Below are 26322 nucleotides of genomic sequence, written 5' to 3'. Positions count from 1 at the left end.
TTACGGGCCCGTATGAAGGACGGTCCCGCCCAGGCTTTTTTGGATGCGGTTGGGATCTTCGCTTATTACGGTCCAGTTCTTACCGATATTGACCGCCCTTTGTCCGCTTGGCCTCAAGAAATCCAGTTGCGACTGCAAATGCAGGTCATCGCTATAGAGCGCAAGGGACGTGAACTCACCACAGGTTGCCGACTCGGCAGCGAACTTGGAAGGGGGTTTGTCCAAAACCATATCCGTGCAGGGCAGCCCGGCGGAGTTCACAGCCACCTTCAACTCTTCAATGGTCTGGAAAGTGCCACCATCTGCGGGCGGCGGGGTGGCTTCGGAGGCGGAACAGGAGGCCAACGAAGCAGCAATAATGGCTGCGGCAATGACCTCAACAACCCGTTTCATAGCTGTCCTCCCCCAATCGTTCAACTTGAATACCCAGCCTACATTCAGCTCACAGCCTTACGGCCTACTCCCTCGCTCAGGGCCCCGGCTAGATTCAAGAGGGCTCACTTGTTTCGCGCTCGAATCCATTCGTCGCGGTTCGAGTCTCGCTGCCATTGCTGCCTGGGGCCAATCCATTCACGCGCTACGTCCGTGAGCCAGATCGTGCTGTCAGGGTCCCAGCCCGCAATCACCGTTGCAGTTTCGAGGTCAACCTCAAGGGGGCGCCCAGCGGCGTTGAGGTATCCCATGACTGTAAGGTGCGCGGCGTCCCATTCGCTGGCGACTTTTTCCCAGTTCGGAATTACCCATCTTCCATGTCGTCCGGTGGTGTGGAACCAGTCATGACGCCTGGACGCTGTGACTTCCAGGGGGAACTTGCGGCAGAGGTTTACCCAGTCCTCTGCTGCCTTTAGCTCAAGTACCTTGCCGGATCCGCGAACAGGAACGGTGGTGGCGTGCTCCCACCCCAGGGAATCTTCCACCAGGCTAAGCCCGGCAGGGAGTTGCCCCACGGTTTGTATCAGCCCGTGCGGGATGGACCACCAGGTTCCCGAAACGTTAGCGGTGGGATCGCCGGGGCGGTCTCGTGCCGCCGTCGCTTCCTCCGCGCGTTCCCTGCGGGCCCATTCTGTCAGCGTCTTTCCTGGGTTTTTCGGTAGGGGTGCTGGATCGTCGGCATGACGCCAGTCGATCGCCCACTGCTCTACCTGCCGGGGCTGAAAGCACCATTGCATACGGGGCGAGGAGATAAACTGTTCGGCGGCCGGGGACAACGCCTCGGCTACCACCGCGAGTCCGGCCAGGACGTCCTCTCCATCGGGCGGTTGCCAATACCTTGCACTGTCAACGGAACGCTCAAGGGCCCCCTGTACCTGACTTTCTTGCAGGTCTGAGTAGTCCAAAGATCTTAGGCTCGCCGCCAACCACTCCAAGGACGGAGCAGGGGGCTCAACCTGTACGTCAGCGGAGGAAACAGCGGACAGCAGAACCCTGGATGTACCCCTGCCGCTGTCAAGTTCATGGGCTAACCAGAAGACCGCGGTTCTAACCTCCTGATCAAGCCCCATAGCCAACTCAAGGCACAGCCGGCGGCCTCGAGGACCTTGCAGGAGCAGATCAACAGTTGCTGTCATCAGATCATCCTCGCACCGCACCACCGGCAAAACCTGAGCGGAAGATTCTGAGATCGATATCTTTCTTAATTAAATGTGTCGGAGGTAGCGTTCTGGCGATTCCAAGAATGACCGCCAGTTCCTGACAAGATCCAGGTCTTCCCAATTGTTTGGCCGCAGGCCCCAAGGGCCGACTTCCAGAATTTGGGCACCAGGGAGGGACGCCAGAAGTGGCGAGTGGGTGGACATGATCACCTGGGAATGGCCGCCAGCCAACAGCTCTTTCAGTACAGCCAGGAGTGTGAGGCATCCGGTGAAGGACAATGCAGATTCCGGTTCATCGAGCACCCACAGCCCGTCTCCACGAAAGCGGTCAACGGCTAGCTGAAGGAACGATTCTCCGTGGGACATGTCGTGGAAGGCGATGTCACGACGTGACGTGCTCGGGTTCTTCTCCAGGTAGGTGAAGAACCCATGCATCGTCTCGGCGCGCAGGAAGTAGCCGCGTCGAGTTGTTCCTGCGTTCCTTACGAGCTGTAGGTGATCGGCAAGCACTGATTCTGTTGACCTGGTCGTGTGACGCGCACCCGTTGATCCACCTTCAGGGGACAAGCCGTAAGCCAGAGCGATCGCTTCCACCAGTGTCGACTTTCCAGCACCGTTCTCACCAACAAATATGGTGGCGGGCGCTAGATCGAGCCCATCGTCCAGAATCGCTGCTACCGCAGGTAACACGGCAGGCCACTGGCTGCGGTCCAGCACATTACTGTGATCCTCTGACAGCCGCCGGATGGGATAGGTGTTGATAGGCACCCGCCCATTGTTGCAGGCACCCTGACGGGCCCGCCCGTGGAATCGTGAGCATCTACGTCGCTGGACCTTCACCGGTACATCGTTTGCACTTCAGCTGGGTCCGGCATCCTCTTTCAGGTCGTGCCCTGCGTGTGTGGGGAGACGGGGATCCCGCGTGATCTGAACGCCCTTAGGCGTTCCGAGCGTGATGCTTAATCAGTCTCTTGACCGTGATGATGGTGGCCGGGACGAGGAGAACGGCACTGCAACCGAGCTGGACGAGCGTGATCTTGATGTTGCCGGCCCCCGGCCAGGGAACAAAACCGAAACGGTTGCCCCCATATTCGACAAGTTCCGTGATTGAGGTGGCCAGGCCAATCCCCGCCAAAAGCGTAAGGACAAACCAAACGAGGCTACTGAGGCGGATGGTTACAGGACCGTTGGTAGGTTCTGATGCTGCCTGCGGGTTGCTCATGTTCGTTTCCTTTCGTTGGAGCTGTTTTCTGCTCCAGCTCAGATCAGCGGCCAGACCGCGGAGGGCCCGGCCGGCGATTGCCCGATCAATAGAACCGCGGGAGAGCCCCTGCCGCTTGCCGTCAACGAATTGCTCGTAGAGGTCTGAACGCAACTCGTCATATCGCTCCTGTGCCACGCGGGCAGGGGTGAAGCGTGTGTAGAAAGTGACCCATCGAAGAACGGCCGACATCGTTCTCGAATCCGGAAGTTCCGGCAGAGAGTTCATGGCTGAACCGGACGGAGCGTCGACAGCGGGCGCGCGCTTACGGCAGGTACGGTGCGAGCCTCAATCAGCGCAGCACTCCCCCTCAATGAGATGCGGTACAGGTGGCGCCGGGGACGTCCCTCAGCCTCCGCTATCTCGGGATCTTCCCACTCGGTCTCCAGAAGGCCGGCATCGGCTAAACGCCCCAGCGCCTTGTACAACGTGCCATGACTGGTCAGCGACTTTCCGGCGTCATCCGACAACGCACTCGCCAGGGCAAACCCATACATGGGGTTGCCGTCCGACTGTGCTTTCCTGGCAATCTCAAGGATGCGTACCTCCAGTGGAAGCAATGTTCCGGCTTTACGTCGTGGCATATCGAAAGCGGATGGCCAAACCGGGGCTCTGGTGCAAGAGGTACGGTCGTTGGATGAGAGCAGAACTCATCGATTCACGGGATCAGACCTTGCAGGTCGACGATCCGAAGTACCGCGTCTACTTCTGGGCCGAAGACGGCTCGAAACAGGAGTGGGAGCTTTCGGGCGCGGACCTCGATGAAGTGCTCGAATGGATTCGTCTGCATTCTCAAGGCCGCTCGCACAGCCTCTGGGCGGTAACGCGACTCCCAGATGAGGTTTGCTTGATTCGTCTGCAAGGCATCGACCTCGACACCCGACCGGACGCCTGGCCGAGCTGGGCGCGGAGGGTTTACCTGTAGCCGTCGATCAGTCAGCCGATAGCTCTCTCGTCTTGAGCAGATACCGCGACATTTATGCAGAGCTTCGCGAAAAGTATGGCCCTCCATCGGATGAGTCCACCCATCGTTCGGGCAGCGCGTCCTCCAAGTGGCAGATCCACGGCACCACCATCGAAATGTATTGCCACTTCAACCCTTCACCTTCGTTGCAACTCGGGTTCAGCCACACGTCCAGAAATGCAGAATACGAAGCACACGTAAGATGATGATGCTCCGCCAAACGATTCGCCCTGCCCATCCCAGGAGCGCCTAATGCTTCGCCCGAACCTGATCAGTACGTATATAGGTTTGCGAGTACTCGTTCAAACACCGGACGTACTTGGGCTGGGTGTCCGCCAGCATTTTCCTCAGCCAGGGCGGCATTGAGGACAACGCATAGTTCGTCAAACGACGTTATTCCATTAGGCAACCGCAAGTACCAGTCATAGCCCCTTGGGCGAGGCTCAAACCCCGCTGCCACAAGGTACTCATCCAGGAAATCGTCGATTATCCCTTGGTCCTGGTCGGTGAAGGGGACTTTCTTGACCGTTGTGGAGCCGGCAGTTGTCGTAACAACGGAGATCTCCTTGCGAACGCCGCGTTTGGGATAACGGGCACCATGGCCTGAGCCAGCGACGGCAAGTACGAGCGCTTCCCACCCATTCTCGGGAAGTAAAACGAAACCGCCCTGCGGGGGCTTGGTTAAAAACTCATTCCACACGTGCACATCCTTGGGGTGGGATGAAAACTAAGCCACAGACCCAACCTACATGGGAGATGGCACACCCAGAGCTGTTCAGACCTTGTTAGCATCCGGTTCCGGCTGTTGCGGGAAGCCCTATCTGGGAACCCTTTACGGGGCAATGGTCTTGCTGGCATTCAGATCGAGCCGGCAATAAGAACTTGTGCGTTGTGTAGGCCTTAGTCGTGCGAGTGCTGCCCTTTATGATGCTGCAGTGGGGGAAAAATGCGCAGAACAGCTGCTATGTCACGCAGGCCGATTTACGTTGAGGTTGGCATTCGGGCCGCAATGGATCGGGTGTGGAGGCTAAGCCAAGACCCGGCGTTGCACCCTCGATGGGATTTGCGGTTCTCCCGAATTACCCCGATTGAGCAAGACGACGAGGGACTTCTTCATTTCCGTTATGAGTTCCGCCTTCCCCTACATGTCATCCAAGGAACGGGCACATCCCTAGGGCACCGGTTTAGGCCCAATGGGCAGGCCACCTCGGTTTTGATATTCGACACTGCTGACCCTGTGTCACCCATCGGGCATGGCTCCGGTTATTGGCGCTATCTCCCGACAGAGGACGGTCTGCGATTCATCACGGGGTACAACTATCAGCCGGGAATGGGTGCTCTCGGAAGGGCCCTGGACTGTTGGATCTTCCGCCCCGCTTTGGGGTGGGCGACGGCAATAAGCTTTGACCGCCTGAGAATGTGGGCGGAGTCCGAGCTCGATCCCAGGGACTCCCGAAACCACTGGCTGATAGATGCCGCAGCCAGGTCATGCGGCGTTCTAACCGCCTGTGTCATGCTCCGCCGAGCCCTGGCAGGACGAACCGCCGGCCCCGCAGCACTGGGCCTGACAATCGCGGCAGCTTCGTTGATGCTGCCGCCCCGCCGGACCGTACCCAGGGCAGGACGATGCCTGCGCCAGGCTCCGGACTCGCGTTCCGGGCGTGCCCCGTCAGCACTTGCTGATCTGCCTGAACCAGCCACACCGGGTCTGAGCGCCAACCTGGGAGGGCAGGAATAACCGTGGCGTCAATTTTTGAGTTAGCACTCGGCCATGACTTCCACCGTCTGCACCCGATGCTGCAGAAGCGCTTCGGCGTTGACACTGAAGCAGGCTACGCGTGCGTGGGACGCGGGACCTTCTCCGAAGTCCGCCGCGGGGCGTGGTGGACAGTCCCGTTTCTGCAACTGGGCACCTACCGCAACATCCTGTTTCCCGACCAGGGAAAGAACATTCCTTTCACGATCGAGAACTACCCATACAACGATGACTTCGGCCGCCCTACCGTCACCTTCGTCAGGACTCTGGAACTAAGCAACTCCAAACGCCGGCGCTTCGACGCCACCATGGTGCACAGCAAACAAACTGGCGGCATCGTTGACTACCTCGGCACCCACCAGCACCTTGCTACTGACCTCGCTTTGGAGGTCCTGGCTGATGGATCACTGCATCTGCAATCAGCGGCACAAAGGTTCTACGAGGGCTTCGCGGCGTTCGAATTTCCCGCCGTCTGCACAGGCACGGCAGACCTCTACGAGAGCTTTGATGATGCCCGAGGCGTGTTTACGATTCAGATGCAGGTCCGGAACCCCATCCTCGGGTTTCTCTTTGGGTACCGCGGCGAGTTCACGTGCACCTATCCAGTGGCGTCCCAGAACACCTCAAACCTGTGAGGGAAGAGCGCCGCGAATAGGAGACCGCCACCCGAACCGTTTGCGGGAAGGTTTTTCGCTACCTTCTTGGGAAGGCAGCGGGGTGCCCTGTTCGAAACGACAGGACACCTCCCCCGTCACTCAGAAGTTGAGTAGTTGAGTTTCGGTAGTGCCATTGGTGTAGGTCACCTGGACGGGCAATCCTTGATCAGAGGCATTTTGCATTTCGTTTCCAGGCAGCCAGAAGGCGAACTGACCTTTTGCGACAGTTGCGATCACCTCCTCATTAGCAGCGCTGGTGTAGGTGACGGCTACAACGTCGGTTCCCACGCGGCCTGACGCGATTGAGATCGGCTTGTCGGCGATTGCTCCGGTTCCGAGTTGGGTAGCAGCGATGCCTCGTGCCGGGAGTGCCGTAGCGTTACTTGGATTTCCGATGGAACCGATCATTCCTTTGCGGAACCAGGGTGCTGTGGCGTCGGTGGTGCATGTTGCTTCAAAACCGTCAGGGCCACTGAGGACGACAGTCACCCAGGCTCCCCGCCGCTCGGCGATGGCTACTTCCGCTGTTGAAAGTTCGGTTGAGTACATGCCGCCGCCTACATGTTGTTTTGAGTTGAGGCAGTCTGAGACGGCGGTGTCCCGTTTTGAGCCAGTAAGTGTCCCGGGTGCTGCGGTCCACGTGGCGAACGCCGGGTCACCTCCTGAAAGTGCCGGCATGACCAGTAACCCGGCCGTTACTGCTGCTGCCAGGCCCCCAAGAGTGACGGCTCGTCGTCGGCGGTTGGCCTTGGGTTTGGCCAGCTCGCGGCTATCCTCGAACCGGCTGTTTGGGGCTGCGGGGATTGGTCGAGAGCTGAGTATGCGGGCGAGATCTGCTTGTGCCCGGGCAGGGTTCGGCTGTGAGTCTTGCTCCGCTGCGTCCATGGAACGCACCAGTAAGTCGAGGTTCTGGTCACTTTTCATAGCGTTGACGCCTTTTCAGGTGATGCTGCCGAAATGTCGGAAGGATGGTGAGGGAGGTGGTCGAGGAGGAGCCGCAGCGCCCGTCTGGCACGGGTCAACCTCAGCCGGAAAGCTACAGGCGAGATTCCCAAGACTTTGGCTGCCTGCGGCGCCTCGAGGTTCTCGAAGATGGCGAGTCCCAGCGCTTCTTGATGGACTTCAGAAAGAAGCGTCCAGGCGCGGCTCAAATCGACGCGACTACTGACCAGATCAGCATGAGAGGTGTTGAAAAAATCAGGTGTTGTTTCAGCGAGCCGGACGCCTAGCGCTTGACGCCGTTGTTCTCCGCGCTGAGCGTTCAGCATAAGATTCCGCGTTATTCCGAAAACCCAAGCCCGGGCATGGCTCTGGTTCGCCGGCGCTTCAGAGAAGCGCCTCCAAACGACAAGAAATGCCTCAGCCACTACATCCTCAGCATTCGCTGGCTCAGTACGACGCTGAACGAACTTCAGCAAGTCGGCATATGCGGATTCGTATAGCGACCGGAAGGCGTCCGCCGTGTCAGGGGCCCTCGATAGATGATTCATACCTATACCTGTCCGCCACATGCCTCGGTGTGTCGCAAATGATCCAACAATTCTGGCAGTCACCCACAAGGGGTGATCGAAGGCAGGGACTGCCCCGGCTTTTGTTGACTCGGGGTCTTAGGCCGCTTTGAGCGCGGCCCGGTTGATTGTTTCATATTCGATGGGTGTGAGTTTTCCCAGCCGTCTTTGCCGTCGCCGGCGGTGGTAGGTCCGCTCGATCCAGGTTGTGATGGCCAGCCGGAGGTCCTGTCTGGTGAGCCAGCGCTGTCGGTCCAGGACGTTCTTTTGCAGCAGCGAGAAGAACGATTCCATCGCGGCGTTGTCCGCGCACGCGCCGACCCTGCCCATCGAGCCGGTGAGTCCGTGGTGCCGGAGCGCTTCGACAAACCGGCGCGAGCGGAACTGCGACCCACGATCGGAGTGCACCACCGTCCCGGCCGGGTTGCGTGCCCGTACGGCGTTCTCCAGCGCGGCGACGGCCAGCGAGGACTTCATCCGGGCGTCCATCGAGTAGCCGACGATCCTGCCGGAATAGACGTCTTTCACCGCGCAGAGGTAGAGCTTCCCCTCGGCAGTGAGGTGTTCGGTGATGTCCGTCAGCCACAGCGCGTTCGGTGCCGTGGCGGTGAAGTCCCGTTCGACCAGGTCGTCGTGGACCGGTGGCCCCGGCTTCCTATTCAGGCCCCGCTTCTTGGAGAACACCGACCAGATGCCGTGGTCTCTGCATAGTCGCTGGACCCTGTTCTCACCTGCTGTGATGCCCTTCTCCGGGAGCTCGTCGGCGATGAACCGATACCCGAAGGCAGGGTCGTCGGCGTGGATGTCCAGTGCGGCGTTGACCAGGTGCGCATCGATCCAGTCCCGTTCCGTCACCGGGTTCGCCTTCCACCGGTAGTAGCCTTGCTTGCTGAATCCCAATACCCTGCAGGTCACCGCCACGGGAATACCGTCGGCGGCAAGATCCGTGACCAGCGGGTAGGTCATTTTGGGTTGATGTCCCTGGCCAGATAGGCAGCAGCCCGGCGCAGAATCTCGTTCTCCTGCTCCAACAGGCGGTTTCGCTTCTTCAGCTCCCGCATCTCGGCCGACTCCGTCGCCGCCGGGCCGGTCCCGGATTCCTTACGTTCGGCGATGGCGATCCAGCGTTTGAGCGTCGTGACGGACAGCCCGAAATCCTTTGCAATCTGCGCCAGCGGCGCCTCGCCCTTGCGGGCCACATCAATAACATCCTGGCGGAACTCCGCCCCATAAGCCGTGGGCATGGTCAACATCCTTCCACGAGCACAAGCTCGCTAGGTCAAGGAGTCAACAAAACCGGGGGCAGTCCCCGGGGTTGTCCTGATGGGACCGATAGGAAGTTGGGTCTTTGCACTGGTAGCGCTCGGAGTGCTGCTAGTTGTTATTGCGATAACTGTTGGGCTCAGGAATCGCAAGCCCAGCACGGGGTCCCAGCAGTGGTTATCGGACTAGCCGCGCTGATCGTTTTCGGATTGACGGCTTGAAGCTGCACTCGTCGGTCAACCCGCAATCGCGGCGATGCTTGGCTCACCATGCGCCCATGCTAATCGGCGTCATCGGTTTATAGAGTGATCCGCTGTTCAACTCCTGCGACGTCCCGTAAGGCCTAGTCTCGAAGTCGTCCCGTTAGCCGGTCGATGGAAGGGGTGCAGCGCCTCGTGTTCTCGCCTACCTGTGGCCCGGGCGACCGGAAGCCAGTATGACCTGTCCGAGTAGCCTCCCGGTGAGCGTCTCTCAACTGAGGTACCTTGCCGTCTCATAACCCCTGGGATACGAGACAAAGGGTTATGAGACAAGGCCTCAGACCAATCCCCGTTAGAAGACCGGAGGCTAGACGATGGCTCCGTTATTGAGCTGCCGGCGCCGTGCACGGCGGGGGAGCTTACAAGCCCAATATGTGATCATGAGTCCAGCCGTCGCGGCCCCGCCTGCATACACCCAGGGCGAGGACCATGACCCTTCGGGGGTGGGAATAGCAAAGGCAATCACGACGGCAGCCACGGCCAGAAGTACCTCCACGGCTGCCTGCAGAGGCCTAACCCGGTACTCAGGGTAGGCCAGCCGGACCAGAGGGATGATCGGGAGCAGGAACAGGCCGAGGCTGAAAATCACCCAGATGACGTTGAACGTGAAGACCGCCAGGCCCAACACCAGCAGCCCAAGGAAATTCGACACGTCCGCGGCCCGGAGCGCATTCGCTGACGTCCATCGGCTCAGCATCAGCCCCCAGGCCGGGAGCCCAAGCAGCCAGCCGCCACACCAAAAACCCAGGTTCAGCAGCGCCAGGACCACGAGCAGGGCACCGGGAAGCAGGAACGCCGCGGCCTGCCGGATTGACAGGAACTTGCCGGTCGGGCCGAAGATACAAGCCCCGATCAGCATGTAGGCGGCCACGTACCCAGGTAATAGCTCAATCACGGGCACCTGCGTCATGCCGAAGACCAGAAGGGTCAGCGAGGCGACCATGACGCAGACCGCGGCAAAAATCCACGGACGGCTCTCAGTGTTCGGCGTGGCATCCCCCAATGTCATGGATGCACTCTACCGGCTTAAAGGAGCGCCGAGCCCGAACACTGACTATGCCGGACCGTGAGCAGCCTGTGTTGAAACGCTAACCTCATACGGTGAACTTCCTTCTCTCAACGGAATTAGGCTTCCCGGTATGAGACCTCGCACAATTCTTATCGCAGCCCTGCTGCTGGTAGTCGTTGTGGCCGCGATTATCGTGGGCTGGGCGGTGGTCGGTGACCGCCCAGGTCCCCTGAATACTCGTGCCTTCTCTCACGCCCAAGACAAGGGGGCTGGAACCTCCAGCTAAGTTGGTCGAGGAATCATCACCAGCACAAGTTACAGATGTCAGTAAAACCTGGGGGAGAACAACGCTTCGGGGACGACTTGGGGCTTTTCGAGAGCGGTCGTGCAAGCAGGACAACGATGGGTACATGGAGCTCCCTGGCAGGTTTCCAAAAAAATCGTGGCAGTCCTTCTTCCCCTTCCTGTTCGGCGTTGCTGTGGTAGCCACCGCAGGGGCGTGCTCCTCATCCTCGGACGGTGAGCCGCCGTGTCTTCCCCCTGCCTATTCGGTGAGCCCGGCAAACGCCAAACCGGGAGATACGGTGACTGTCGCAGCAGCGGGGGCTGGCTGTAACCCCCGCTATGGCGCCAATGCCCAAGTTCAGGTGAGTGTCACCGATGAGAGTGGCGCCGAAGTCATCAACGCAATGACTTCAATGACGGATTCCGGGGAATTCACGTACAGCTTCATAGTTCCTGCTGAAATAGCGGTTGGCGAAGCAACGGTGACTGCAATGCCGCACAACATCGACTGGTGCGACGATACCGGCAGAAACAACCGTGCAGGAGGAGCAGTGCAGCTTGAACTCGCCTCGTGTGCAAAACCGGAAAAACCACTAACGATAACGCGATAGGTAGGAACCCTCCGATCACGAGAGGAACCGGGACCGGACGTACCCGCGGGAAAGACCGTGATTTCCGCGAATTCAGGAAGATTCTCCGGCGCTCACGCACCGGAATTCGCCACCGAGTTCCCGAGCCAGCGTCCTCAAATCTTTGCCGCTTGGAGCCTCATTCAGCGCGTCGGACATATCCACGACCATCCAGTTCTCACCCACAACGATGGTCAGAGGCTGGGCCGAATCGCTGTGAAGCTGGTGCTCGGCACTCCGGGCCTCTTCGGTCTTGAACCCCACAACCTGGACGCGGTTTGCACAAACGACGTATTCAGCAGTGAACCCTGCGAGATCCGGGTTGACAATGGGGTCCGTCTTAGGCTCATCATCGCAGCCGATAACGCCGGCAACAGCTCGACGGGCATCATCAAGAGAAGCGAAGGCCGCAAGCTTCGGAGCGGCCGAGGACGGCGTGGCTATGGGCTGAGGTTCGGCCGCCTGCTGGGCGTCCACTGCGCAGCTTGAAAGAAAGACATTCGCCCCGATTACGGCAATCATTGCCGTTGCCTTGTGCCCGTATCTGATCGTCATTGATACCCCATCCCCCGGAGGTTAGTTCAGTCATCGTTGCACACGACAAGCGGGGCGTACAGGCCAAAAAGAGGGGAAAGCCCAGCCAGTCCGTCGCTCACAGCGTCCCGCCAGGGTCCGGTTTTGAACCCGTCCCGTAAGCCGGTCGATGGAAGGTGCGCAGCGCCTAGAACTCTCGCCTACGTGAGGCCTGGCGGCGAGAAGCCCATTTGACCTGCCCGATTAACCTCCCGGTGAACGTCTCTCAATTGAGGCACGTTGCCGTCTCATAACCCTTGGGTTGCAACACGGGACTGCTGGAAACTGTACCTTCAGCAGTCCCAGGGAGTTCACTCCGCACTCCTACATGCCGGCGGGGAAGCGGGAAAGTACTAGAGACCCCACTAGATGGGAAGAAGGTCGTCCGCGCCGATGCAGACGTAGCGATAGACAGTGGCGCGGCTGGCGCCGATGATCTTCCCGATGTCAGCCGAGGCAAGCCCCTGCGCCTTCAATCGCGGGTACGCCTGACTTTAACATGGTCGGCAGTTACCACCCGCCTGCCAGCCTTGCGCTCATCAAAGGCATTGTTCTGCTTTGTTGAGAACAATCCACATGAGACACATTGTTGAGACGCGACTCGCGCCAACTTCCCCGCGAATACTTGTGAATTTGGTCGCTGTGTGGCGGCTTTTTTTGGTCGCTCCGTGTCGCGAGACTGCGCGTAGGCAGCGGGGCAAAAACGGTGACGCAGCCGCCATGTCTGATTTCGTTTGGAGGAGTGAGCCCTGATGCAAGGGCTGGAGCCTAGGCCTTATCTTGCAACGCGCCCGCTTTTACGCCTGCCCCCGCTGTGTGGCCTGCCTTCGCGCCAGCCGGGGAGCTGGGTGTCCAGTTTGCCTTCGTGTTCCTTGGTCAGGGTTCCTTTGCGGAGCTTTATTCGTTGTCCGTGCAACCACGAGCCGAGCACGCGTTCTTCTTCATTGGAAGCCTTTTGGGGCAGGGGCCAGTCGTTACCTTCCTGCCGGTAGTGAACGAGTTCAGCCAGGCGGCGTTCCCAACGGGCCGCGTTTTCCTCGGCCCGGGTCGGCTGCCTGTCCCATCCAGGAATTACGGCCAGGCCGTCACGATAGGCTGGGGAGAGGGTGCCGCGGGCTGCTGCCCTCGATCTGGATAGTAGCCAGGAGGCCAGTGCCCGTTCTCGTGCGGTGTACCCACCACTGGAGGGGAGCCGTCCCTCCCTTTCATAGAAGCTGATGGTGTCGGCCATGTTTTTCAGCCCGCCGGCTGTTACCGGGCTGACAGGACCCCTGGCTACCTTGTGCTGGACTTGACTCTCAGGAGCTGCCCGGGCTGCGATGCGGAGATGGTAGCGGACGGTGCTCGCCGCAACGCCCGCAAGAGCAGCGATTATCGATGTCGGAATGCCATTGCGGTACATCAACACCCACTCAGCGTTTGGTGCTTTGTGTATTCCCCGTTTCGTCGGCGCGGGACGAGCTTGAGCGGCCCGTTCGTTGCTCATGCTTCCCTTCGGTTCTTGATCTGCGGGCCTGACCCTCGCTGCCCAGGCTTCCCACGTATTGCGGATTTCAGTATGCCTCGGCACTCAGCCGGGCCACGAAATTTCAGGGCCCATAAGAGTTTTCCCGCCGCAGGTCCTTGACGAGGCTCTTTGAAGTTCGGGTCCTGGACAGTCACAACAGTCCCTGACCGGCCCGATGATCTCGTTGACCTCGACCTGCAAGTCCGCCAAGGCGCAGATCTCATCATGAGCAACCTCAAGATTGTGGACATGGTGGAGAAATCTTGATCCAATCTTGAGGCGGAGAAGCGATCATGTATCCGCCCGTGAAGCAGATGCGGGGGCTTGGTCCTGTGAGCCGACTTCTGTAGCAGCGCGGGAGTCGGCCCAAGCCCGGAGCGTGAGCCGCTGGGCGAGCAGTAGACCACGCGCTACTGCTGCTCACTACCGGCCTCACGTCGAATCCACTGGGATCTCATCCGATGAGGTCGGGTTGGCTCCCGAAGAACTCCTGAGACCAGGAGCCAACCCTCGGCGGGCCCCTAATGAAGGCAGAAGGAACCTCCCCAGCAAGGCAGACACCGCCAATGCAGATACTCCCGTTAATTGCCGGCTTGGACAAGAGACCGCTGTGGTTGCTGCCCGGCGTAGCGCCAAATCCTGTCGGCATTCTTTAAGTCAGCTCTCAGTAACGAGGGGTTCCGAAAGACGTCGAATCGAGAAGCCGGGCTACCGCCCAGCGCAGTGGCGCGACCGTCCCTGCCGGCGAAAAATTGGCTCGACGACGAAAAAGCGTATGGCTTTCGCCGGTAGAAAGGGCGTTTCCACAGCGCTATTTGGCACAGGGTGCAAGGTAAATGTCCGCGAGCTCGTGGAGCGTGAGCGCGTCTTGTCCGTGCTGCGTCGCAGGCAGACAGTGAAGCGCCCCAGGAGAGCGGGCTCCTGGGGCGCTTCGGTGTGTTGCGGTCAATCAGGCGAGGCAGCCGCCGAGCGCGATCGTCCCGTCGATGACTGCGATGCGGTCCAGGACCACCTTGTACTGGGCCTGCAGGCCGGCGACGACGGCCTTCTGGGCGGCGACGGCGTCGCGGTTGACCTTCTTGGCACTTTCCAGGGTCCGCAGGGTTGCGGACTCGGTGACGATTTTGGCGTCGAGAGTGTTGAGGTCGGCCTTGGCGGTGGTCAGGGCCGCTTCCTTGTCGCTGATCGCCTTATTGAGCGTGTTCAGCGAGGTCTGCAGCGGGGTGAGCTGGTTCTGCAGGGAGAGGATCGCGTTCTCAGCGTCGGTGATCGAGGTGTTCAGGGTGTCCAGGGTCGCCACAAGCTTGGTGATCTCACCGTCTAGCTTGGCAACCTCGGCGGTCTGCGCGGTGACCTCAGTGTTCGCCGCGGTCAGTGTGGCCTGCAGGCCCGGCAGGGCGTCCTCCAGTGCCTTGAGTTCACCCTGCTTGGTGGTGATCTCCGCCTTGGCGGCGGTCAGGTCCCCGGTCAGGCCCGGCAGGGCTGCCTCGAGTGCGGCGATTTCTGCTTTCTTCGCGGTGACGGCGGCGTTGGCATCGGTCAGGGCGGCGTTGGCGTCGGCCTGGGAAGCCTTGGCGTCGGCCAGCGCGGAGGTGGCGCTGGTGACCTGAGCGTTGGCACCGGCGAGGCTGGTCTGCAGGCCCGGGAGCTGCTGCTGGAGGTTGCTGCTCTCCTGCTGCTTGGCCGACAGCTGGGAGTTCAGCGTCGCGAGCTGGCCCTGCAGCCTGGTCAGGTCACCGTTCAGGGCGGTAATCACCGCGGTCTTATTCGCCGCCTGCTGCTCCGCAGCAGCTAATTCCGCCTTCTTGGCGGTGATCGCGGCGTTCAGCTCCTGCTTCTTCTTGTCCGAGTTGCCCTTCACTGCCGCGAGCTCGGCCTCGAGCGCGGCGAGCTGCCTCTTCAGCGCGGCAGCGTCGGTGACCGGCGTCGCGGTCGCGGCGGCGATCTCCTTCTCCTTCGCGGCGATCTCAGCGTTCTTGGTGGTGATGTCACCCTGCAAACCCGCGATCTCGGTCTGCAGCACAGGGAGCCTGGCCTCGATGGTGCCGATCTGCTGGGTGAGGGTGGTTACGCTCTGTTCGGCCAGATGCAGGTTCTCCTCGGCCTTGACCACGGCAGCGGTCGCGGCGGCGGCGTTAGTGTCAGCAGTTTTGGCGGTCCCCTCCAACACCGGCAGCGCCGCACGGGCGTCGGCCAGGTTCTTCTCCGCCGCGTCGACCAGCGCCTGCGCCGCGTCACCCTGAGCGACCAGACCGGCCAGCTCCTGTGTGGCTTCCTCAATCGAGGTCACCTGGGTGTTGACGTTGTTCTGCGCCGTCGTCGCCGCTCCGATCAGGGTCTGCAGGCGGGTCTTCGCCGCCGCCAGGTCAGACTCCTTAGTTGCCTTGTCGGCGAGGGCCTGGGTCTTCTTCGTGGTAAGACCGGCAAGCTCGGGCTGCGCGGCGGTGAGCTGGTCCTGCAGCGGGGTGATCTGGTTCACCAGCGTCGTCTTTTGGCTCTGCAGGGCGGTCAGCTCGGTGTTTGCTGCGGCGATCGCGGCGCTGAGTGTGGCCTTGTCGGCCTCGAGCTTGGTCAACGACATCGTTAGGGTGTCGACCTGACCGGCGAGGGTGGCGTACTGCGCGTCAAGGGAGGCGATCTCCTTTTCCGCTGCGGTGATCTGCGTCGTCAGGGTGTTCTGCGTGGTGACCAGCGCGGCCCGTTCGGCGGTCAGCGTCGCGATCTGCTCCGCGTTCTGACGCGCGGCGGCCCTGACCAGGTTCGGCTGCGCGTTGCCGCGGTGCGCCTGCTGGTTGGTTACGCCGTTGCAGATCCCCGACACAGGGGAGGTCTCGGCCGACGCCTGCGGCGCGAAAACCAGCATGCTGGTCAGGACTCCCGGCAGGATGACTGCGCTTGCAACGCGGCGGAAAGGAACGGATTTCTCAATGGTGGCGCGCACGGTTACTCCTGGTGATTTCGCGGTGGGCCCGGTCAGGAAGGGAGCCGAAGTTCTCTTGCTCATAGTGTCCTTCGTACAGGCCCGGCTGGGGCATGCTGTCTTGGAGTACACCGCAGCATCTGCGTTAGGCGGCGCACTGTCTTAGACCAGGGGCATGACTTCCGCGCCTTCACAGAAGCCAACCCGCCGGCTAAATACCGCATCTGCTTTACGGCTCCATTCATGATCGCGTCCCAGCCTCAAGATTCAGTCAATAACTCCTCCGGAAGAGCACAATTCCAGGGCTCGTGCGTGTCTCTTGAAGCTCTCAGCTACACGGCTGGTCGCCCGGAACACAGCTCCTCCGCGAGAAGTGAGACGAGTTGGCCGTAGCGGGTTGCCGGGACCCGCCACGTTCAAAGAGGTTGAAGTTCCGTCGTGGCTTTGCGGCCATTGTGGTTTTCTATGTCGAAGACCGGGGTCTGCCTCCCGTGGAACCGCGGTGTTTTTGGCCCAGTGAACTGGGTGAGCGTACTGGCAGCGGGCCGTCCAGTAGGTCAATAACGACCGTTTCTGACCATCATTCGGCAAGCCTCCGAAAAAAGTGTGAATGTTGGCGATAAATGGCGGTGTTTTTGCGCCGCTCCGCGTCGCCCTCAAATCACTCTCCCAGGGCTAGTGCGGGGGCCAGCAGGCATCCTCCTCCGGCGCCAGCTCGAACTCGCCTCGAAACCCCAGCGGTTCGAGACACCGGGGCTATGGACACCCCGGTGTGTTCAAAGAAGGAGCCGGCGCCCGAGGGCGTGATCGCCTATCGGATCAGCTGGTCACTTGTAGGACGCGAACACGATCGAGTCGAAAACGGCGCGTGCCTCTCTTATCAGCTCCGGATTGATCGATTCGTCGATATGGGCCACCGCGACGACAGCCCGCTGGCCCTTCAGGTCGACCACCCGGTAGGTTTCGTGTTCATTCTGAGTTAAGTACCAGCGTGAGCAGGTGTATCTAGATCCTGAGTGGATGCATAACTTGCCGCCGTCGCAGGCGTTGATGTCCACGCTGCCGTCGACGGAGTGGTCGAACTCGAAGCCGGAGTAATCGCCCACCATGATCTTGGCGGGAGGAGTGCTTGCCGTTGACGACTGCGCCGCCATCGCGTCAACGAAGGCCTCGGCCGACGGACCGACATCGGCCAGGGCGCCCATCCAGTTGCATGCGTCCATCGACACATAGTCCGCGGGCCAAAGAGTCAGGAAGACGGCCCATTCAGCCGGGTGATCCGGATCATCCTTGATTAGGCTATCGCCGTCGAGAGCAAACCAGCCGTCTGGGACGGTGATCTCGAAAGGCTCCCCGTAGCCGGCGACTGGGACTAGGTATGTGCCGGCGTCGATATCGCCACTCTTCGGCAGGGGTGGGAGCGTGCGGGTGTCGCGACTCTCCGTCAGCGGTGAGGCCGTGCGAGCCTCCGTAACCGGAGAACTGGCAGACGGGCGTGACGCGTCGTTAGACTCATACTCGCACCCGCCGAGACATCCAATCAGTGCGATAGTCACCAGAGTCAAGAGATGGCGTGACCGCTGAGCGGCCTTTTCGAGGGATGTCACGGAACTCATTGATCCACCAGGCCGCTACAAGGTGCTGTGAGGCCCCGCAGCCGGGTGGCCCCGCGGGCGGCCCGAGATGGGAGGCCGTCGCCTCAAGTCTCCTCCGGCGCAGAACCCGTGACAATGAAGAGTTGGACGGAGACCAGTCTCGACTCATACAATCCCCCGCAATGACAGGAGAGCCCTTCCCAGAACGCTAAACGAACACCCAACGGCAACCACGGCCTGCCCATCGACGACACCCCACAGAATTCAGGGTGTTGCACTCACCTCCTGAACTCGCTGCGCCTCGGTTATGAGACATGCAGATGGGTTTCAGAGAAGGAGCCGGCGCCCGAGGGCGGGATCATCGCCCTCAACTGGTCTTGTCGGACTTGAACACGATCGAGTCGAAGATGACGCGTGCCTCTCTCATCAGCTCCGGATTAATCGACTCGTCGATATGGCCCACGGCGACCACAGCCCGCTGGCCGTTCAGGTCGACCACCCGGTAGGTTTCGCGTTCGCCCGGCGTCGAGTACCAGCGTGAGCAGGTGTATCTAGATTCTGAGTGGATACATAACCTTCCGGCGTCGCAGGCGTTGATGTCCACGTCGCCCTCGACGGAGTGGTCGAACTCGAAGCCGGAGTAATTGCCTACCATGACCTTGGCGGGAGGACTGCTTGCCGCTGACGACTGCGCCGCCATCGCGTCAACGAAGGCCTCGGCAGACGGACCGACATCGGAAAGGGCGCCCATCCAGGTGCACGCGTCCTTCGACACATAGTTGGCAGGCCAAAGAGTTATGTAGACGGCCCATTCAGCCGGATGATCCGGGTCGTCCTTGCCCAGGCTTTTGCTGTCGAGAGCAAACCAGCCGTTTGGGACGGTGATCTCGAAAGGTTCCCCGTAGCCGGCGACGGGGACGAGGTATGTGCCGGCGTCCATGTCGCCACTCTCCGGCAGCGGTGGGACCGGGCGGGTGCCGCCTCCGTCCGGCAGTGGCGGGTCCGTGCGAGCCTCCGTAGTCGGAGAACTGGTGGACGGGAGGGGGACGTTATCGGGCTCATACTGGCACCCGCCGAGACAGCCAATCAGTGCGATAGCGACCATGGGCAAGAGTTGGAGCGACCGCTGATCGACCTTTTCGAGGGGTGTCATGGAGCTCATCGATCCACCAAGCCGCTACAGGGTGCTGTGAGGCCCCGCAGCCGGGTGGCCCCGCGGGCGGCCCGAGATGGGAGGCCGTCGCTTCAAGTCTCCTCCGGCACGGAAACCGTGACAATGAAGAGTTGCACGGAGACCAGTTTCGACTCACGCAACCCCCGAAATGACAGGAGCGCCCTGAGGCAGTGCTGTGGGAGTGGCAGCTTTTCACCGCCCGGGTCTAACTAGCCCGAGAGATCTGGCGGCAGTATGCGTCTTGAAACCCTTGGGTTTCGAGGCGCGGAGGTTTCGAGACACCGAACCGGGCCAGGAGACGGGGCCGGAGGGCTAAACGGCATCTCGTGCCGGACAATTACTTTGCGCCAACCGCAGTCACTCGGCCCAGGAGGCTGCTTGTCGGACACGTGGGGGAAGGCCATGCATGGAAGAACCTCGCGAACAGCAGACCCTCCGTGCGCTCATGTACGTTGCTCCCTGCCGTCCCAGCCCAGCATGAGATCGGGAACTCACCTCTGAAGCGGCCGGCTGGGGCAATTCTCGCAACTATGTCTCGCATCTCTTGGCAGAAATGTTGTACTCACCATTAGTTACGAGACACCTCCGGAACAGTTGCTGCAGGGCGAAACTGATTCCCAAAATTCGGACCAGGCAGTCCAGTCCCGGCTCAGCCTTGACGGATAACTCTTACCGGCGTCAGCATTTCACGGTCGAAACCCACCACCCGGCGCTCGCCGTGAAGGATGACTTCGTGCGTGTGGACATCGCGGGTGCTGGACGTGGCGACGTGCAGTTTCACCAGCCCGGGTGTGACCACGCGTTGCAGGTCCACGCCGGTGAAGGAGGTGCGGTCCGCGTGCACGGTGAACTGGACGGTTGCCGATGACCCTGCCAGGAGTTCAACCCTTGCAAAGCCGATCAGCTCCCGCACCGGCCGGACCACCTCAGCCACCGGATCTTCCAGGTAGAGCTGAACCACCTCGGCACCGTCAAGGGCGCCGTTGTTGGTGACAGTGCAGCTGATGGTGACCGCGTCCGCCGTCGACATGGCGGGGGCGCTGGCCACATGCTCCGAAAACCCAAAGCTGGTGTACGAAAGCCCATGGCCAAAGCCGAACAACGGTGACGGGTCCAGCGCGCTGACCCCCGACGGGCCGGCCAGCCGGCTGCGCAGGTAGGTGCCGGGCTGCCCGCCGTGAGTCCGCGGAACGGATACCGGCAGCTTCCCGGACGGATTGGCGACGCCGGTCAGCACATCCCACAGTGCTTCCGCCCCTTCCTCGCCCGGAAAGAAGCCCTGGACGATGGCACCGGCGCGGTCCACGAAATCACCGAGGGCGTAGGGGCGGCCGCTAAGAACCACCACGATGATCCGCGTCCCCGCAGCCTCGGCTGCAGCCAGCACCCGGTCCAGCATGCGGTGCTGGTCGCCCGGCAGCTGGAGGTGGGCGGCGTCATTGCCTTCTCCGGACGTGCCGCGGCCGAAGAGCCCGGCGTTGTCGCCCACCGCAACCACGCATGTATCCACCTCAGAGGCAATGGTGCACGCCTCCTCGATTTGTTCCTCGGTAATTTCCTCGCACGTGCCGGTCGCGGCGCTGCGGACGGAACCGAAGCGGGACGCAGCAGCATCAGCGACGGTGGGCACCCGGATGCCCATCGGCACGTCCGGATGGGAGGCGCCCACGTGCGCGTCAAAGGAGTAGCATCCCAGCATTGCGAAGGGGTCCTGAGCCAGCGGCCCCACCACGCCAAGCGATGCGTTGCCGGTGCCCTGCAGCGGCAGCGAGGGGCCGCCGTCGTGCGTCCTGTTGCTCAACAGCACCAGTGACTGCGCTCCGATCTCCCGCGCCAAGGCGCGGTTGGCGGCGGGATCCAAATCGATGGAACCGGCCGCAAGCACCGGGGGAGCAGGGTTGAAACCGGGGGACAGCAGTCCGGCCTCCTCCTTCTGGGTCAACACCCGCCGCAGTGCGGTGTCCACCAGCGACTCGGCAACCGCACCTTCACGGACCCGCTCCTGCAGGGGTTTGCCGTAGCAGTTAACCGTGGGCAGTTCCACATCCACACCGGCCGTCAGGGCAAGCGCAGCGGCATCGCCGGAATCGGCGGCCACCCCATGGGTGACATCAAGGAAGGCAACGCCGAAGTAATCTGCCACCACCGTCCCCGCAAAGCCCCACTCGTCCCGGAGCAGGGACGTGAGCAGCGCACGGTTGGCAGCTGCCGGAACGCCGTCGGTATCGGTGTAGGCATGCATGACGGAACGGGCGCCGCCGTGCTTGATGGCCAGCTCGAACGGCGGCAGCATGACATCGGCCAGCTCCCGCGGACCCATGGACACCGGGGCGTGGTTGCGGCCGGCACGGGAGGCGGAGTAGCCAACGAAGTGCTTCAGGGTAGCCACGATCCCGGCCCCTTCAAGGCCTTCCACGTATGAGCTGGCCAGGATGCCCACGAGGTAGGGGTCCTCGCCGATGGTTTCTTCCACCCGCCCCCAGCGCAGGTCGCGCACCACGTCCAGGACGGGGGCCAGGCCCTGGTGAACGCCGAGTTGCCACATCTGGTCACCGATCAGCCCGGCCATGCGCCGGACCAGCACAGGATTGAAGGTGGCACCCCAGGCCAGGGGCACAGGGAAGGCCGTGGCTTTCCAGGCCGCCAGCCCGGCCAGGCATTCCTCGTGCACCTGTGCCGGGATGCCAAAACGGGAGGCCGCCATAATCTGCTCCTGGGCGGCGGCCAGGCGGCGCGCCCCCTCCAGCGGCTCCACCGGGACGGTGCCGTACATGCGGGTGATCTGGCCCAGGCCGTTGGAGATCATCTCATCCCAGGGCCGGCCGTCACCGGCCATCTCGTTCTGCAGGGGAGCCACGGAGTCGCCGTCCGTGGAGGCGTTGACCCAGACACCGGCCAGCTGCGCGAGCTTCTCTTCCAGCGTCATCTCCAGGATGAGGCGTTCGACGACGTCGCTGGCGCCGGCAGGAACGTTCTCCGGGGTTAGTGCTTGCTTCTCCGCGGCACCGCTTGTCACGGGCTTCTCCTAGGATCGAGATTGTTTCTCTGAAACTATCAGAAAGTTATAACAAGTTTCTAGGGTGATTTCCCTTGACGAAGGTCAGAAGATGTTCCTACGGTTGATGCTGGGCGTTGAAATACTTTCGTATTTTCGGTTTGAAACTTCTGGATTGGTTTAGAAAGTTTCTCCGTTGCGGAACCTGTGGCCGGCAAGCTGGGACTGCTGCAGTCCCCTTGGTGGCATCAACATCCAGGGCAATGACATTTACTGCAACGACGGAGAAGATATGCGGACGTACAGAGTGGCCATCGTGGGAACCGGCGGGATTGCGGCGGTACATGCTGACAACATTGCCCGTAGCGGGGGACGGGCGGAGCTGGTGGCTGCCTGTGATGTGGACCGGGCCAGGCTGGACGGCTTCGCGGACCAGCACGGCATTGACGGACGGTACCTCACCCTCACCGACCTGCTCGCCAGCGCCAAGCCGGATATCGTGCACCTCTGCACCCCGCCCATGTTCCACATTGACCAGGCGATCGAGTGCCTGGAAGCGGGTGTCCACGTTCTCTCGGAGAAGCCGCCGGCGCTCAGCCTGGCCGACTTTGACCGGCTGGATAAGGCCCAGGCGAAGGGCGGGGCGCAGTTCTCCTGCGTCTTCCAGCACCGCTTCGGCGATGCCGCGGCCGCGGCAAAGGAGCTGATCGGAGCAGCTGATTTCGGCAGGCCCCTGGTTGCCCGCTGTGACACGCTCTGGTACCGGCCTGACAGCTATTGGGACCTGCCCTGGCGCGGTACATGGAAGGCGGAGGGTGGCGGACCCACCATGGGCCACGGCATCCACCAGTTCGATCTTCTCCTTCACCTGCTGGGACCATGGGAGGAAGTCACCGCCCTCGCGGTCCGGCAGGCGCGCGCCACCTCAACCGAGGACTTGTCCGCTGCGCTGGTGCGCTTCCAGAACGGCTCCATCGCCACCATCGTCAACTCGCTGCTGTCCCCGCGGGAAACCTCGGACATCCGGATCGACTGTGAGTTCGCCACCGTGGAGCTCAGCCACCTGTACGGCTACAGCACCGGGAACTGGACCGTCACCGGCGCGCTAGGACATGAACAGCAGGTCAGCGAAGCGTGGACGGGGCAGCCGCTGGAACGGGGAAGCGGACATTCGGCGCAGTTCCTTGCCATGTATGACGCGCTGGACGCCGGCCGTCCGCTCCCTGCCGGTGCTGACTCTGTGCGGCAGACGCTCGAGCTTGCCGCAGCGATCTACGCCTCTGCTTTCACGGGCGCCCCCGTCCGGCGCGGCGAAATCGTCCCCGGCCACCCCTTCTACGGAGGCATGGACGGCGAAGGACTGGGCACCAAGGTTCTGGAGGCAACAGCCCTCCAGCACGGTGCACTGGACACCGCCCGCGCCTGACACTTCCCCAACTTTCCAAGGAGACTCCTTATGACCACGCCCGCAGCCACCACCACCCAGCAGCTGAGTCTGTCCGACGACGGCGCTGCCCTGAGCTTCACCGCAAACGGCCGGACCATCGCCACATACACCTACAAGCCCGCCGACGACCAGTACGAAAGCCCGCGGCCGTTCTTCCACCCGCTCACCACGCTGGAAGGCGACGAGGTCACCATTTCCCGTCCCTGGGACCACGTCTGGCATAAAGGCCTGTCCTGGGCGCTGCCCAACGTGGGAAAGGACAACTTTTGGGGCGGGGCCACCTATACCCGTGCCACTGAGTACGCCAACCTGGACAACAACGGCGCCATGACCCACCAGGCATTCACGGCGATTGCCGAAACCGAAGCCGGGATCACGGCGTCGGAATCCCTCACCTGGACGTCCCAGGACGGCGAGCCGGTCATCGCGGAAAACCGCCGGTTCAGCATCCAGCTCCTGCAGGGGGCAGGCACGGACGGTGCCTACGCCATCCTGTTCGAATCCGAAATTGGCAACATCTCCGGTGACGTAATCACCATCGGGAGTCCCACCACCGAGGGCCGGGACAACGCCGGCTACGGCGGATTGTTCTGGCGCGGCCCCCGTTCCTTCACCGGCGGGGAGTTCCGCAGCCCGGAAGGAACCGGCGGGGACGAATTTATGGGGAGCCGGTCACCGTGGATAGCGTTCACCGGGAAGCACGACGACACCTGCCGGTCCTCGAGCATCCTCTTCACGGAGGACAGCGCCAACCCCGGTGCACCCAACCAGTGGTTCGCCAGGTCATCCATGTTCGCGTGCCTGGGCTCCGCCCCGTTCTTCAGCCAGGAAGTCCTGTTGAAGGAAGGCACACCGCTGAAGTACCGCTATGCCGTGGTCATTGCCGACGGCGATCTGGGCGGGGAGCGTGCCGAGGCCCTGGCTGCGGCAGCCCAGCACGCGCTGGAAAGCTGGGTATGACCATGCCTTCGACCTTTCCGGGGGCTACCGGACTTTCCGAAGTCAGCATTTACGACTGGCCCGGCGCGGACGGTGCGGCCGGTGGTTCCCCGCACATGCACACCGCTTCCACCGAGGCGTACGTTGTGCTGCAAGGCACGGGCCGGCTGGAGACGCTGAACTCAGCAGGCTTCACCTCCACGCCGCTGGCACCCGGAGTGGTGCTGTGGTTCACCCCCGGAACAGTGCACAGGGCCATCAATGATTCGGGCGACCTCAAGGTGCTGGTGGTTATGCAGAACGCCGGGCTGCCGGAACACGGGGACGCCGTGATGACGTTCCCGCCCGAGCACCTTGCGGACGCTGACTCCTACCGGCGTGCCGCCGCCTTGGATATCAAGGATGCCGACGCCGGGCTGCCGGCGGGGGAGGAAGCGGCCCGCCGTCGTCGTGACCTGGCTTTGCAGGGGTACCTGGTCCTGAAGGACGCGGTGATCGAGTCCGGGCCCGAAGCCCTGGCGGATTTCCATGCGGCAGCCGGCCGGCTGGTGGGTCCCAGGACCAGTGCATGGGCGGAGCTGCTCGCCGGAGGTGCTGCGGAACAAGCGGAGACGACCCGGCAGCAACTGCTGTCTCTGGACGCTGCGGAAACTTTCTACCTGGGCAAGGCGCGCACTACCATGGGGAAACGGGAGAACCGCAGGATTTACGGCATGTGTGGGCGTATCCAGGCGTGGGAACTTTCCGATAGCTAACGCCGGGCGCCAGTCCCGGGTGAAAGGACGGCTTCCATGGTGAGCAAGCAGGACACGGGACGCGCAACGATCAGTGAGATTGCGCGCGAAGCCGGGGTTTCAGTTCCCACCGTTTCCAAAGTACTGAACGGGCATGCCCACGTTGCCGCGGAAACGCGGGCCCGGGTGGAGGAGATCATCGCCCGGCGGGACTACGCGCGCCGCCCCGCGAAACGGCGGCAAAAGGCCGGCCTGGTGGACCTGGTGTTTCCGGGGATGGGTTCGGAATGGGCTCTCGAAATCATCGAGGGCGTGGAGCGGGTGGCGCAGCTTGCCGGCTACGGCACGGTAGTGAGCAGCCTGAGCCTGGACGGCTCCCGCATCCGGCCCTGGCTGGCCAACGTGGCGGAACGGAAGTCCGACGGCCTGCTGATGGCCGTTTACCAGCTGGACGCCAAGCAGATCCAGCGGATCAAGTCGCTTGGCATTCCGGTGGTGCTGATCGATCCCGTGGGTCAGCCTGGCCCGGACCTGATGACGGTGGGCGCAGCGAACTGGGACGGCGGCTACTCGGCCACCCAGCACCTGCTCCAGCTGGGGCACAAGCGGATCGGCATGATCGGGGGACGCGAGGACCTGCAGTGCAGCAGTGCCCGTGAGGACGGCTACAGTTCGGCACTGCGGCGGGCCGGCATTGAGGTGGATCCGGCACTCATGGTTCCCGGCGACTTCTCCATCGAGTCCGGTGAGGCCGCAACCCGCAAGCTGCTGCAGCTGGAGGACCGGCCTACTGCCATTTTCACGGGCAACGATGACCAGGCGCTGGGTGCCTACCGGGCGGCCCGGTCGGCCGGGCTCAGCATTCCGGACGACCTGTCCATTGTTGGATTTGATGACATCCCGGCCGCGGAGTGGGTGGAACCCGGGCTGACCACTGTCCGCCAGCCCGTGGTGCAGATGGCCGAGACCGCCATGCGGGCATTGCTCCGCCACCTGGACGGGGACGAGGAATTGCCGCAGCGGATCGAACTCGGGACGGAACTGGTGGTGCGCGGCTCGACGGCCCCGCCGCCGAAGGGCTAAAGGGTTTTCCGCTCAATGCAGTAAGCGTTATGCCGCTCTCTTTCAGCAGTTCGTCGTGCCTCCTTTTGGCCCTCACCGGGCGGCCCTAAAATGTCGAACCCCGCCAGGATGATTGGGGTATGGAAAGCAACCCGGGAGTGGTCAGGCGGAGGCGGCCGTGGAGGCTGCTGTC

23 protein-coding genes are annotated in these 26322 nt (G+C 62.0%); 7 read left to right on the top strand and 16 right to left on the bottom strand.

The window, feature by feature from the left end:
• The 5 genes from CXX84_RS04480 to CXX84_RS04460 form a co-directional block, all read right to left on the bottom strand.
• A complete protein-coding gene (locus CXX84_RS04480; RefSeq protein WP_102975513.1) occupies window positions 1-393 on the bottom strand; it encodes a hypothetical protein in 393 nt (130 codons plus the stop codon).
• Between the two features lie 104 nt (window positions 394-497).
• Entirely contained in the window at window positions 498-1568 is a 1071-nt protein-coding gene (locus tag CXX84_RS04475; protein WP_102975512.1) for a hypothetical protein, read from the bottom strand.
• A gap of 69 nt (window positions 1569-1637) precedes the next feature.
• A complete protein-coding gene (locus CXX84_RS04470) occupies window positions 1638-2360 on the bottom strand; it encodes an AAA family ATPase (RefSeq protein WP_102975511.1) in 723 nt (240 codons plus the stop codon).
• A 169-nt stretch (window positions 2361-2529) separates the two neighbouring features.
• Window positions 2530-3081 (bottom strand): hypothetical protein, encoded by a 552-nt coding sequence (locus tag CXX84_RS04465; protein WP_146031832.1) that lies wholly within the window; start codon window positions 3079-3081, stop codon window positions 2530-2532.
• Window positions 3078-3437 carry a PadR family transcriptional regulator gene (locus CXX84_RS04460; protein ID WP_102975509.1) on the bottom strand — a complete coding sequence of 120 codons (360 nt, stop codon included), beginning with the start codon at window positions 3435-3437 and terminating at the stop codon, window positions 3078-3080. Before CXX84_RS04460 ends, CXX84_RS04465 begins: the two co-directional genes overlap by 4 nt.
• Before the next feature lie 53 nt (window positions 3438-3490).
• On the opposite strand from CXX84_RS04460, the gene CXX84_RS04455 reads away from it, so the two are divergent.
• On the top strand, window positions 3491-3778 hold the full coding sequence (locus CXX84_RS04455; RefSeq protein WP_102975508.1) for a hypothetical protein: 288 nt from the start codon (window positions 3491-3493) through the stop codon (window positions 3776-3778).
• 310 nt (window positions 3779-4088) lie between these two features.
• Here CXX84_RS04455 and CXX84_RS19540 read toward each other — a convergent pair whose 3' ends face one another.
• Window positions 4089-4517: a DUF5956 family protein gene (locus CXX84_RS19540; protein WP_102975507.1), complete on the bottom strand. Its 429-nt coding sequence runs from the start codon at window positions 4515-4517 to the stop codon at window positions 4089-4091.
• 1040 nt (window positions 4518-5557) lie between these two features.
• On the opposite strand from CXX84_RS19540, the gene CXX84_RS04445 reads away from it, so the two are divergent.
• The gene (locus tag CXX84_RS04445; RefSeq protein WP_223252967.1) at window positions 5558-6208 is read left to right on the top strand and encodes a DUF4166 domain-containing protein; all 651 of its coding nucleotides are present in this window, start codon (window positions 5558-5560) and stop codon (window positions 6206-6208) included.
• Window positions 6209-6328: 120 nt separating this feature from the next.
• On the opposite strand, the gene CXX84_RS04440 is transcribed toward CXX84_RS04445, so the two are convergent.
• From CXX84_RS04440 to CXX84_RS04425, 4 genes are all read right to left on the bottom strand, one after another.
• Window positions 6329-7153 carry a hypothetical protein gene (locus CXX84_RS04440; protein WP_102975506.1) on the bottom strand — a complete coding sequence of 275 codons (825 nt, stop codon included), beginning with the start codon at window positions 7151-7153 and terminating at the stop codon, window positions 6329-6331.
• Window positions 7150-7719 carry an RNA polymerase sigma factor gene (locus CXX84_RS04435; RefSeq protein ID WP_189337501.1) on the bottom strand — a complete coding sequence of 190 codons (570 nt, stop codon included), beginning with the start codon at window positions 7717-7719 and terminating at the stop codon, window positions 7150-7152. The genes CXX84_RS04440 and CXX84_RS04435 overlap by 4 nt, the downstream gene beginning before the upstream one ends.
• Before the next feature lie 117 nt (window positions 7720-7836).
• A protein-coding gene (locus tag CXX84_RS04430; protein WP_102975505.1) for an IS3 family transposase occupies window positions 7837-8981 on the bottom strand; the annotation gives its coding sequence in 2 pieces (ribosomal slippage) (window positions 7837-8705 and window positions 8705-8981; 1146 coding nt in all).
• Window positions 8982-9567: 586 nt separating this feature from the next.
• Entirely contained in the window at window positions 9568-10269 is a 702-nt protein-coding gene (locus CXX84_RS04425; protein WP_102975504.1) for a hypothetical protein, read from the bottom strand.
• A 584-nt stretch (window positions 10270-10853) separates the two neighbouring features.
• On the opposite strand from CXX84_RS04425, the gene CXX84_RS04420 reads away from it, so the two are divergent.
• Entirely contained in the window at window positions 10854-11165 is a 312-nt protein-coding gene (locus CXX84_RS04420) for a hypothetical protein (RefSeq protein WP_102975863.1), read from the top strand.
• 72 nt (window positions 11166-11237) lie between these two features.
• Here CXX84_RS04420 and CXX84_RS04415 read toward each other — a convergent pair whose 3' ends face one another.
• From CXX84_RS04415 to CXX84_RS04385, 6 genes are all read right to left on the bottom strand, one after another.
• Window positions 11238-11738, bottom strand: a complete 501-nt coding sequence (locus tag CXX84_RS04415; RefSeq protein ID WP_146031831.1) for a hypothetical protein — start codon at window positions 11736-11738, stop codon at window positions 11238-11240.
• A 793-nt stretch (window positions 11739-12531) separates the two neighbouring features.
• Window positions 12532-13242, bottom strand: a complete 711-nt coding sequence (locus CXX84_RS04405; protein WP_102975502.1) for a helicase associated domain-containing protein — start codon at window positions 13240-13242, stop codon at window positions 12532-12534.
• Between the two features lie 970 nt (window positions 13243-14212).
• The gene (locus CXX84_RS04400; RefSeq protein WP_102975501.1) at window positions 14213-16204 is read right to left on the bottom strand and encodes a chromosome segregation ATPase; all 1992 of its coding nucleotides are present in this window, start codon (window positions 16202-16204) and stop codon (window positions 14213-14215) included.
• Window positions 16205-17010: 806 nt separating this feature from the next.
• Window positions 17011-17406, bottom strand: a complete 396-nt coding sequence (locus CXX84_RS19255; RefSeq protein ID WP_223252966.1) for a hypothetical protein — start codon at window positions 17404-17406, stop codon at window positions 17011-17013.
• 739 nt (window positions 17407-18145) lie between these two features.
• On the bottom strand, window positions 18146-18718 hold the full coding sequence (locus CXX84_RS04390) for a hypothetical protein (RefSeq protein ID WP_223252965.1): 573 nt from the start codon (window positions 18716-18718) through the stop codon (window positions 18146-18148).
• 883 nt (window positions 18719-19601) lie between these two features.
• On the bottom strand, window positions 19602-21968 hold the full coding sequence (locus CXX84_RS04385) for a glycoside hydrolase family 3 N-terminal domain-containing protein (RefSeq protein WP_102975498.1): 2367 nt from the start codon (window positions 21966-21968) through the stop codon (window positions 19602-19604).
• 271 nt (window positions 21969-22239) lie between these two features.
• On the opposite strand from CXX84_RS04385, the gene CXX84_RS04380 reads away from it, so the two are divergent.
• Genes CXX84_RS04380 through CXX84_RS04365 form a run of 4 tightly spaced genes read left to right on the top strand, consistent with a single transcriptional unit; the run spans window position 22240 to window position 26150 of the window.
• Window positions 22240-23373: a Gfo/Idh/MocA family protein gene (locus tag CXX84_RS04380; protein WP_102975862.1), complete on the top strand. Its 1134-nt coding sequence runs from the start codon at window positions 22240-22242 to the stop codon at window positions 23371-23373.
• Between the two features lie 30 nt (window positions 23374-23403).
• Window positions 23404-24354, top strand: coding sequence for a PmoA family protein (locus tag CXX84_RS04375; RefSeq protein ID WP_102975497.1), 951 nt, complete (start codon window positions 23404-23406; stop codon window positions 24352-24354).
• Window positions 24355-24356: 2 nt separating this feature from the next.
• The gene (locus CXX84_RS04370; protein WP_102975861.1) at window positions 24357-25088 is read left to right on the top strand and encodes a cupin domain-containing protein; all 732 of its coding nucleotides are present in this window, start codon (window positions 24357-24359) and stop codon (window positions 25086-25088) included.
• A gap of 36 nt (window positions 25089-25124) precedes the next feature.
• Window positions 25125-26150: a LacI family DNA-binding transcriptional regulator gene (locus CXX84_RS04365; protein ID WP_102975496.1), complete on the top strand. Its 1026-nt coding sequence runs from the start codon at window positions 25125-25127 to the stop codon at window positions 26148-26150.
• Window positions 26151-26322 lie beyond the last annotated feature (172 nt).

It is taken from the genome of Arthrobacter sp. AFG7.2, from assembly GCF_002892835.1.
Lineage (GTDB): Bacteria > Actinomycetota > Actinomycetes > Actinomycetales > Micrococcaceae > Arthrobacter.
Note: the sequence above shows the minus strand (reverse complement) of the source record. Positions and strands in the feature narration are given on the sequence as shown.

Excerpts from the sequence above, each read along its gene's own strand:
- CXX84_RS04405 (WP_102975502.1), bottom strand. The coding sequence starts at position 13,242 with ATGAGCAACGAACGGGCCGCTCAAGCTCGTCCCGCGCCGACGAAACGG.
- CXX84_RS19255 (WP_223252966.1), bottom strand. The coding sequence starts at position 17,406 with ATGGACGCATGCAACTGGATGGGCGCCCTGGCCGATGTCGGTCCGTCG.
- CXX84_RS04480 (WP_102975513.1), bottom strand. The coding sequence starts at position 393 with ATGAAACGGGTTGTTGAGGTCATTGCCGCAGCCATTATTGCTGCTTCG.
- CXX84_RS04440 (WP_102975506.1), bottom strand. The coding sequence starts at position 7,153 with ATGAAAAGTGACCAGAACCTCGACTTACTGGTGCGTTCCATGGACGCA.
- CXX84_RS04390 (WP_223252965.1), bottom strand. The coding sequence starts at position 18,718 with ATGGACGCCGGCACATACCTCGTCCCCGTCGCCGGCTACGGGGAACCT.
- CXX84_RS04455 (WP_102975508.1), top strand. The coding sequence starts at position 3,491 with ATGAGAGCAGAACTCATCGATTCACGGGATCAGACCTTGCAGGTCGAC.
- CXX84_RS04460 (WP_102975509.1), bottom strand. The coding sequence starts at position 3,437 with ATGCCACGACGTAAAGCCGGAACATTGCTTCCACTGGAGGTACGCATC.
- CXX84_RS04370 (WP_102975861.1), top strand. The coding sequence starts at position 24,357 with ATGCCTTCGACCTTTCCGGGGGCTACCGGACTTTCCGAAGTCAGCATT.
- CXX84_RS04425 (WP_102975504.1), bottom strand. The coding sequence starts at position 10,269 with ATGACATTGGGGGATGCCACGCCGAACACTGAGAGCCGTCCGTGGATT.
- CXX84_RS04415 (WP_146031831.1), bottom strand. The coding sequence starts at position 11,738 with ATGACGATCAGATACGGGCACAAGGCAACGGCAATGATTGCCGTAATC.
- CXX84_RS04365 (WP_102975496.1), top strand. The coding sequence starts at position 25,125 with ATGGTGAGCAAGCAGGACACGGGACGCGCAACGATCAGTGAGATTGCG.
- CXX84_RS04375 (WP_102975497.1), top strand. The coding sequence starts at position 23,404 with ATGACCACGCCCGCAGCCACCACCACCCAGCAGCTGAGTCTGTCCGAC.
- CXX84_RS04465 (WP_146031832.1), bottom strand. The coding sequence starts at position 3,081 with ATGAACTCTCTGCCGGAACTTCCGGATTCGAGAACGATGTCGGCCGTT.
- CXX84_RS04435 (WP_189337501.1), bottom strand. The coding sequence starts at position 7,719 with ATGAATCATCTATCGAGGGCCCCTGACACGGCGGACGCCTTCCGGTCG.
- CXX84_RS04475 (WP_102975512.1), bottom strand. The coding sequence starts at position 1,568 with ATGACAGCAACTGTTGATCTGCTCCTGCAAGGTCCTCGAGGCCGCCGG.
- CXX84_RS04380 (WP_102975862.1), top strand. The coding sequence starts at position 22,240 with ATGCGGACGTACAGAGTGGCCATCGTGGGAACCGGCGGGATTGCGGCG.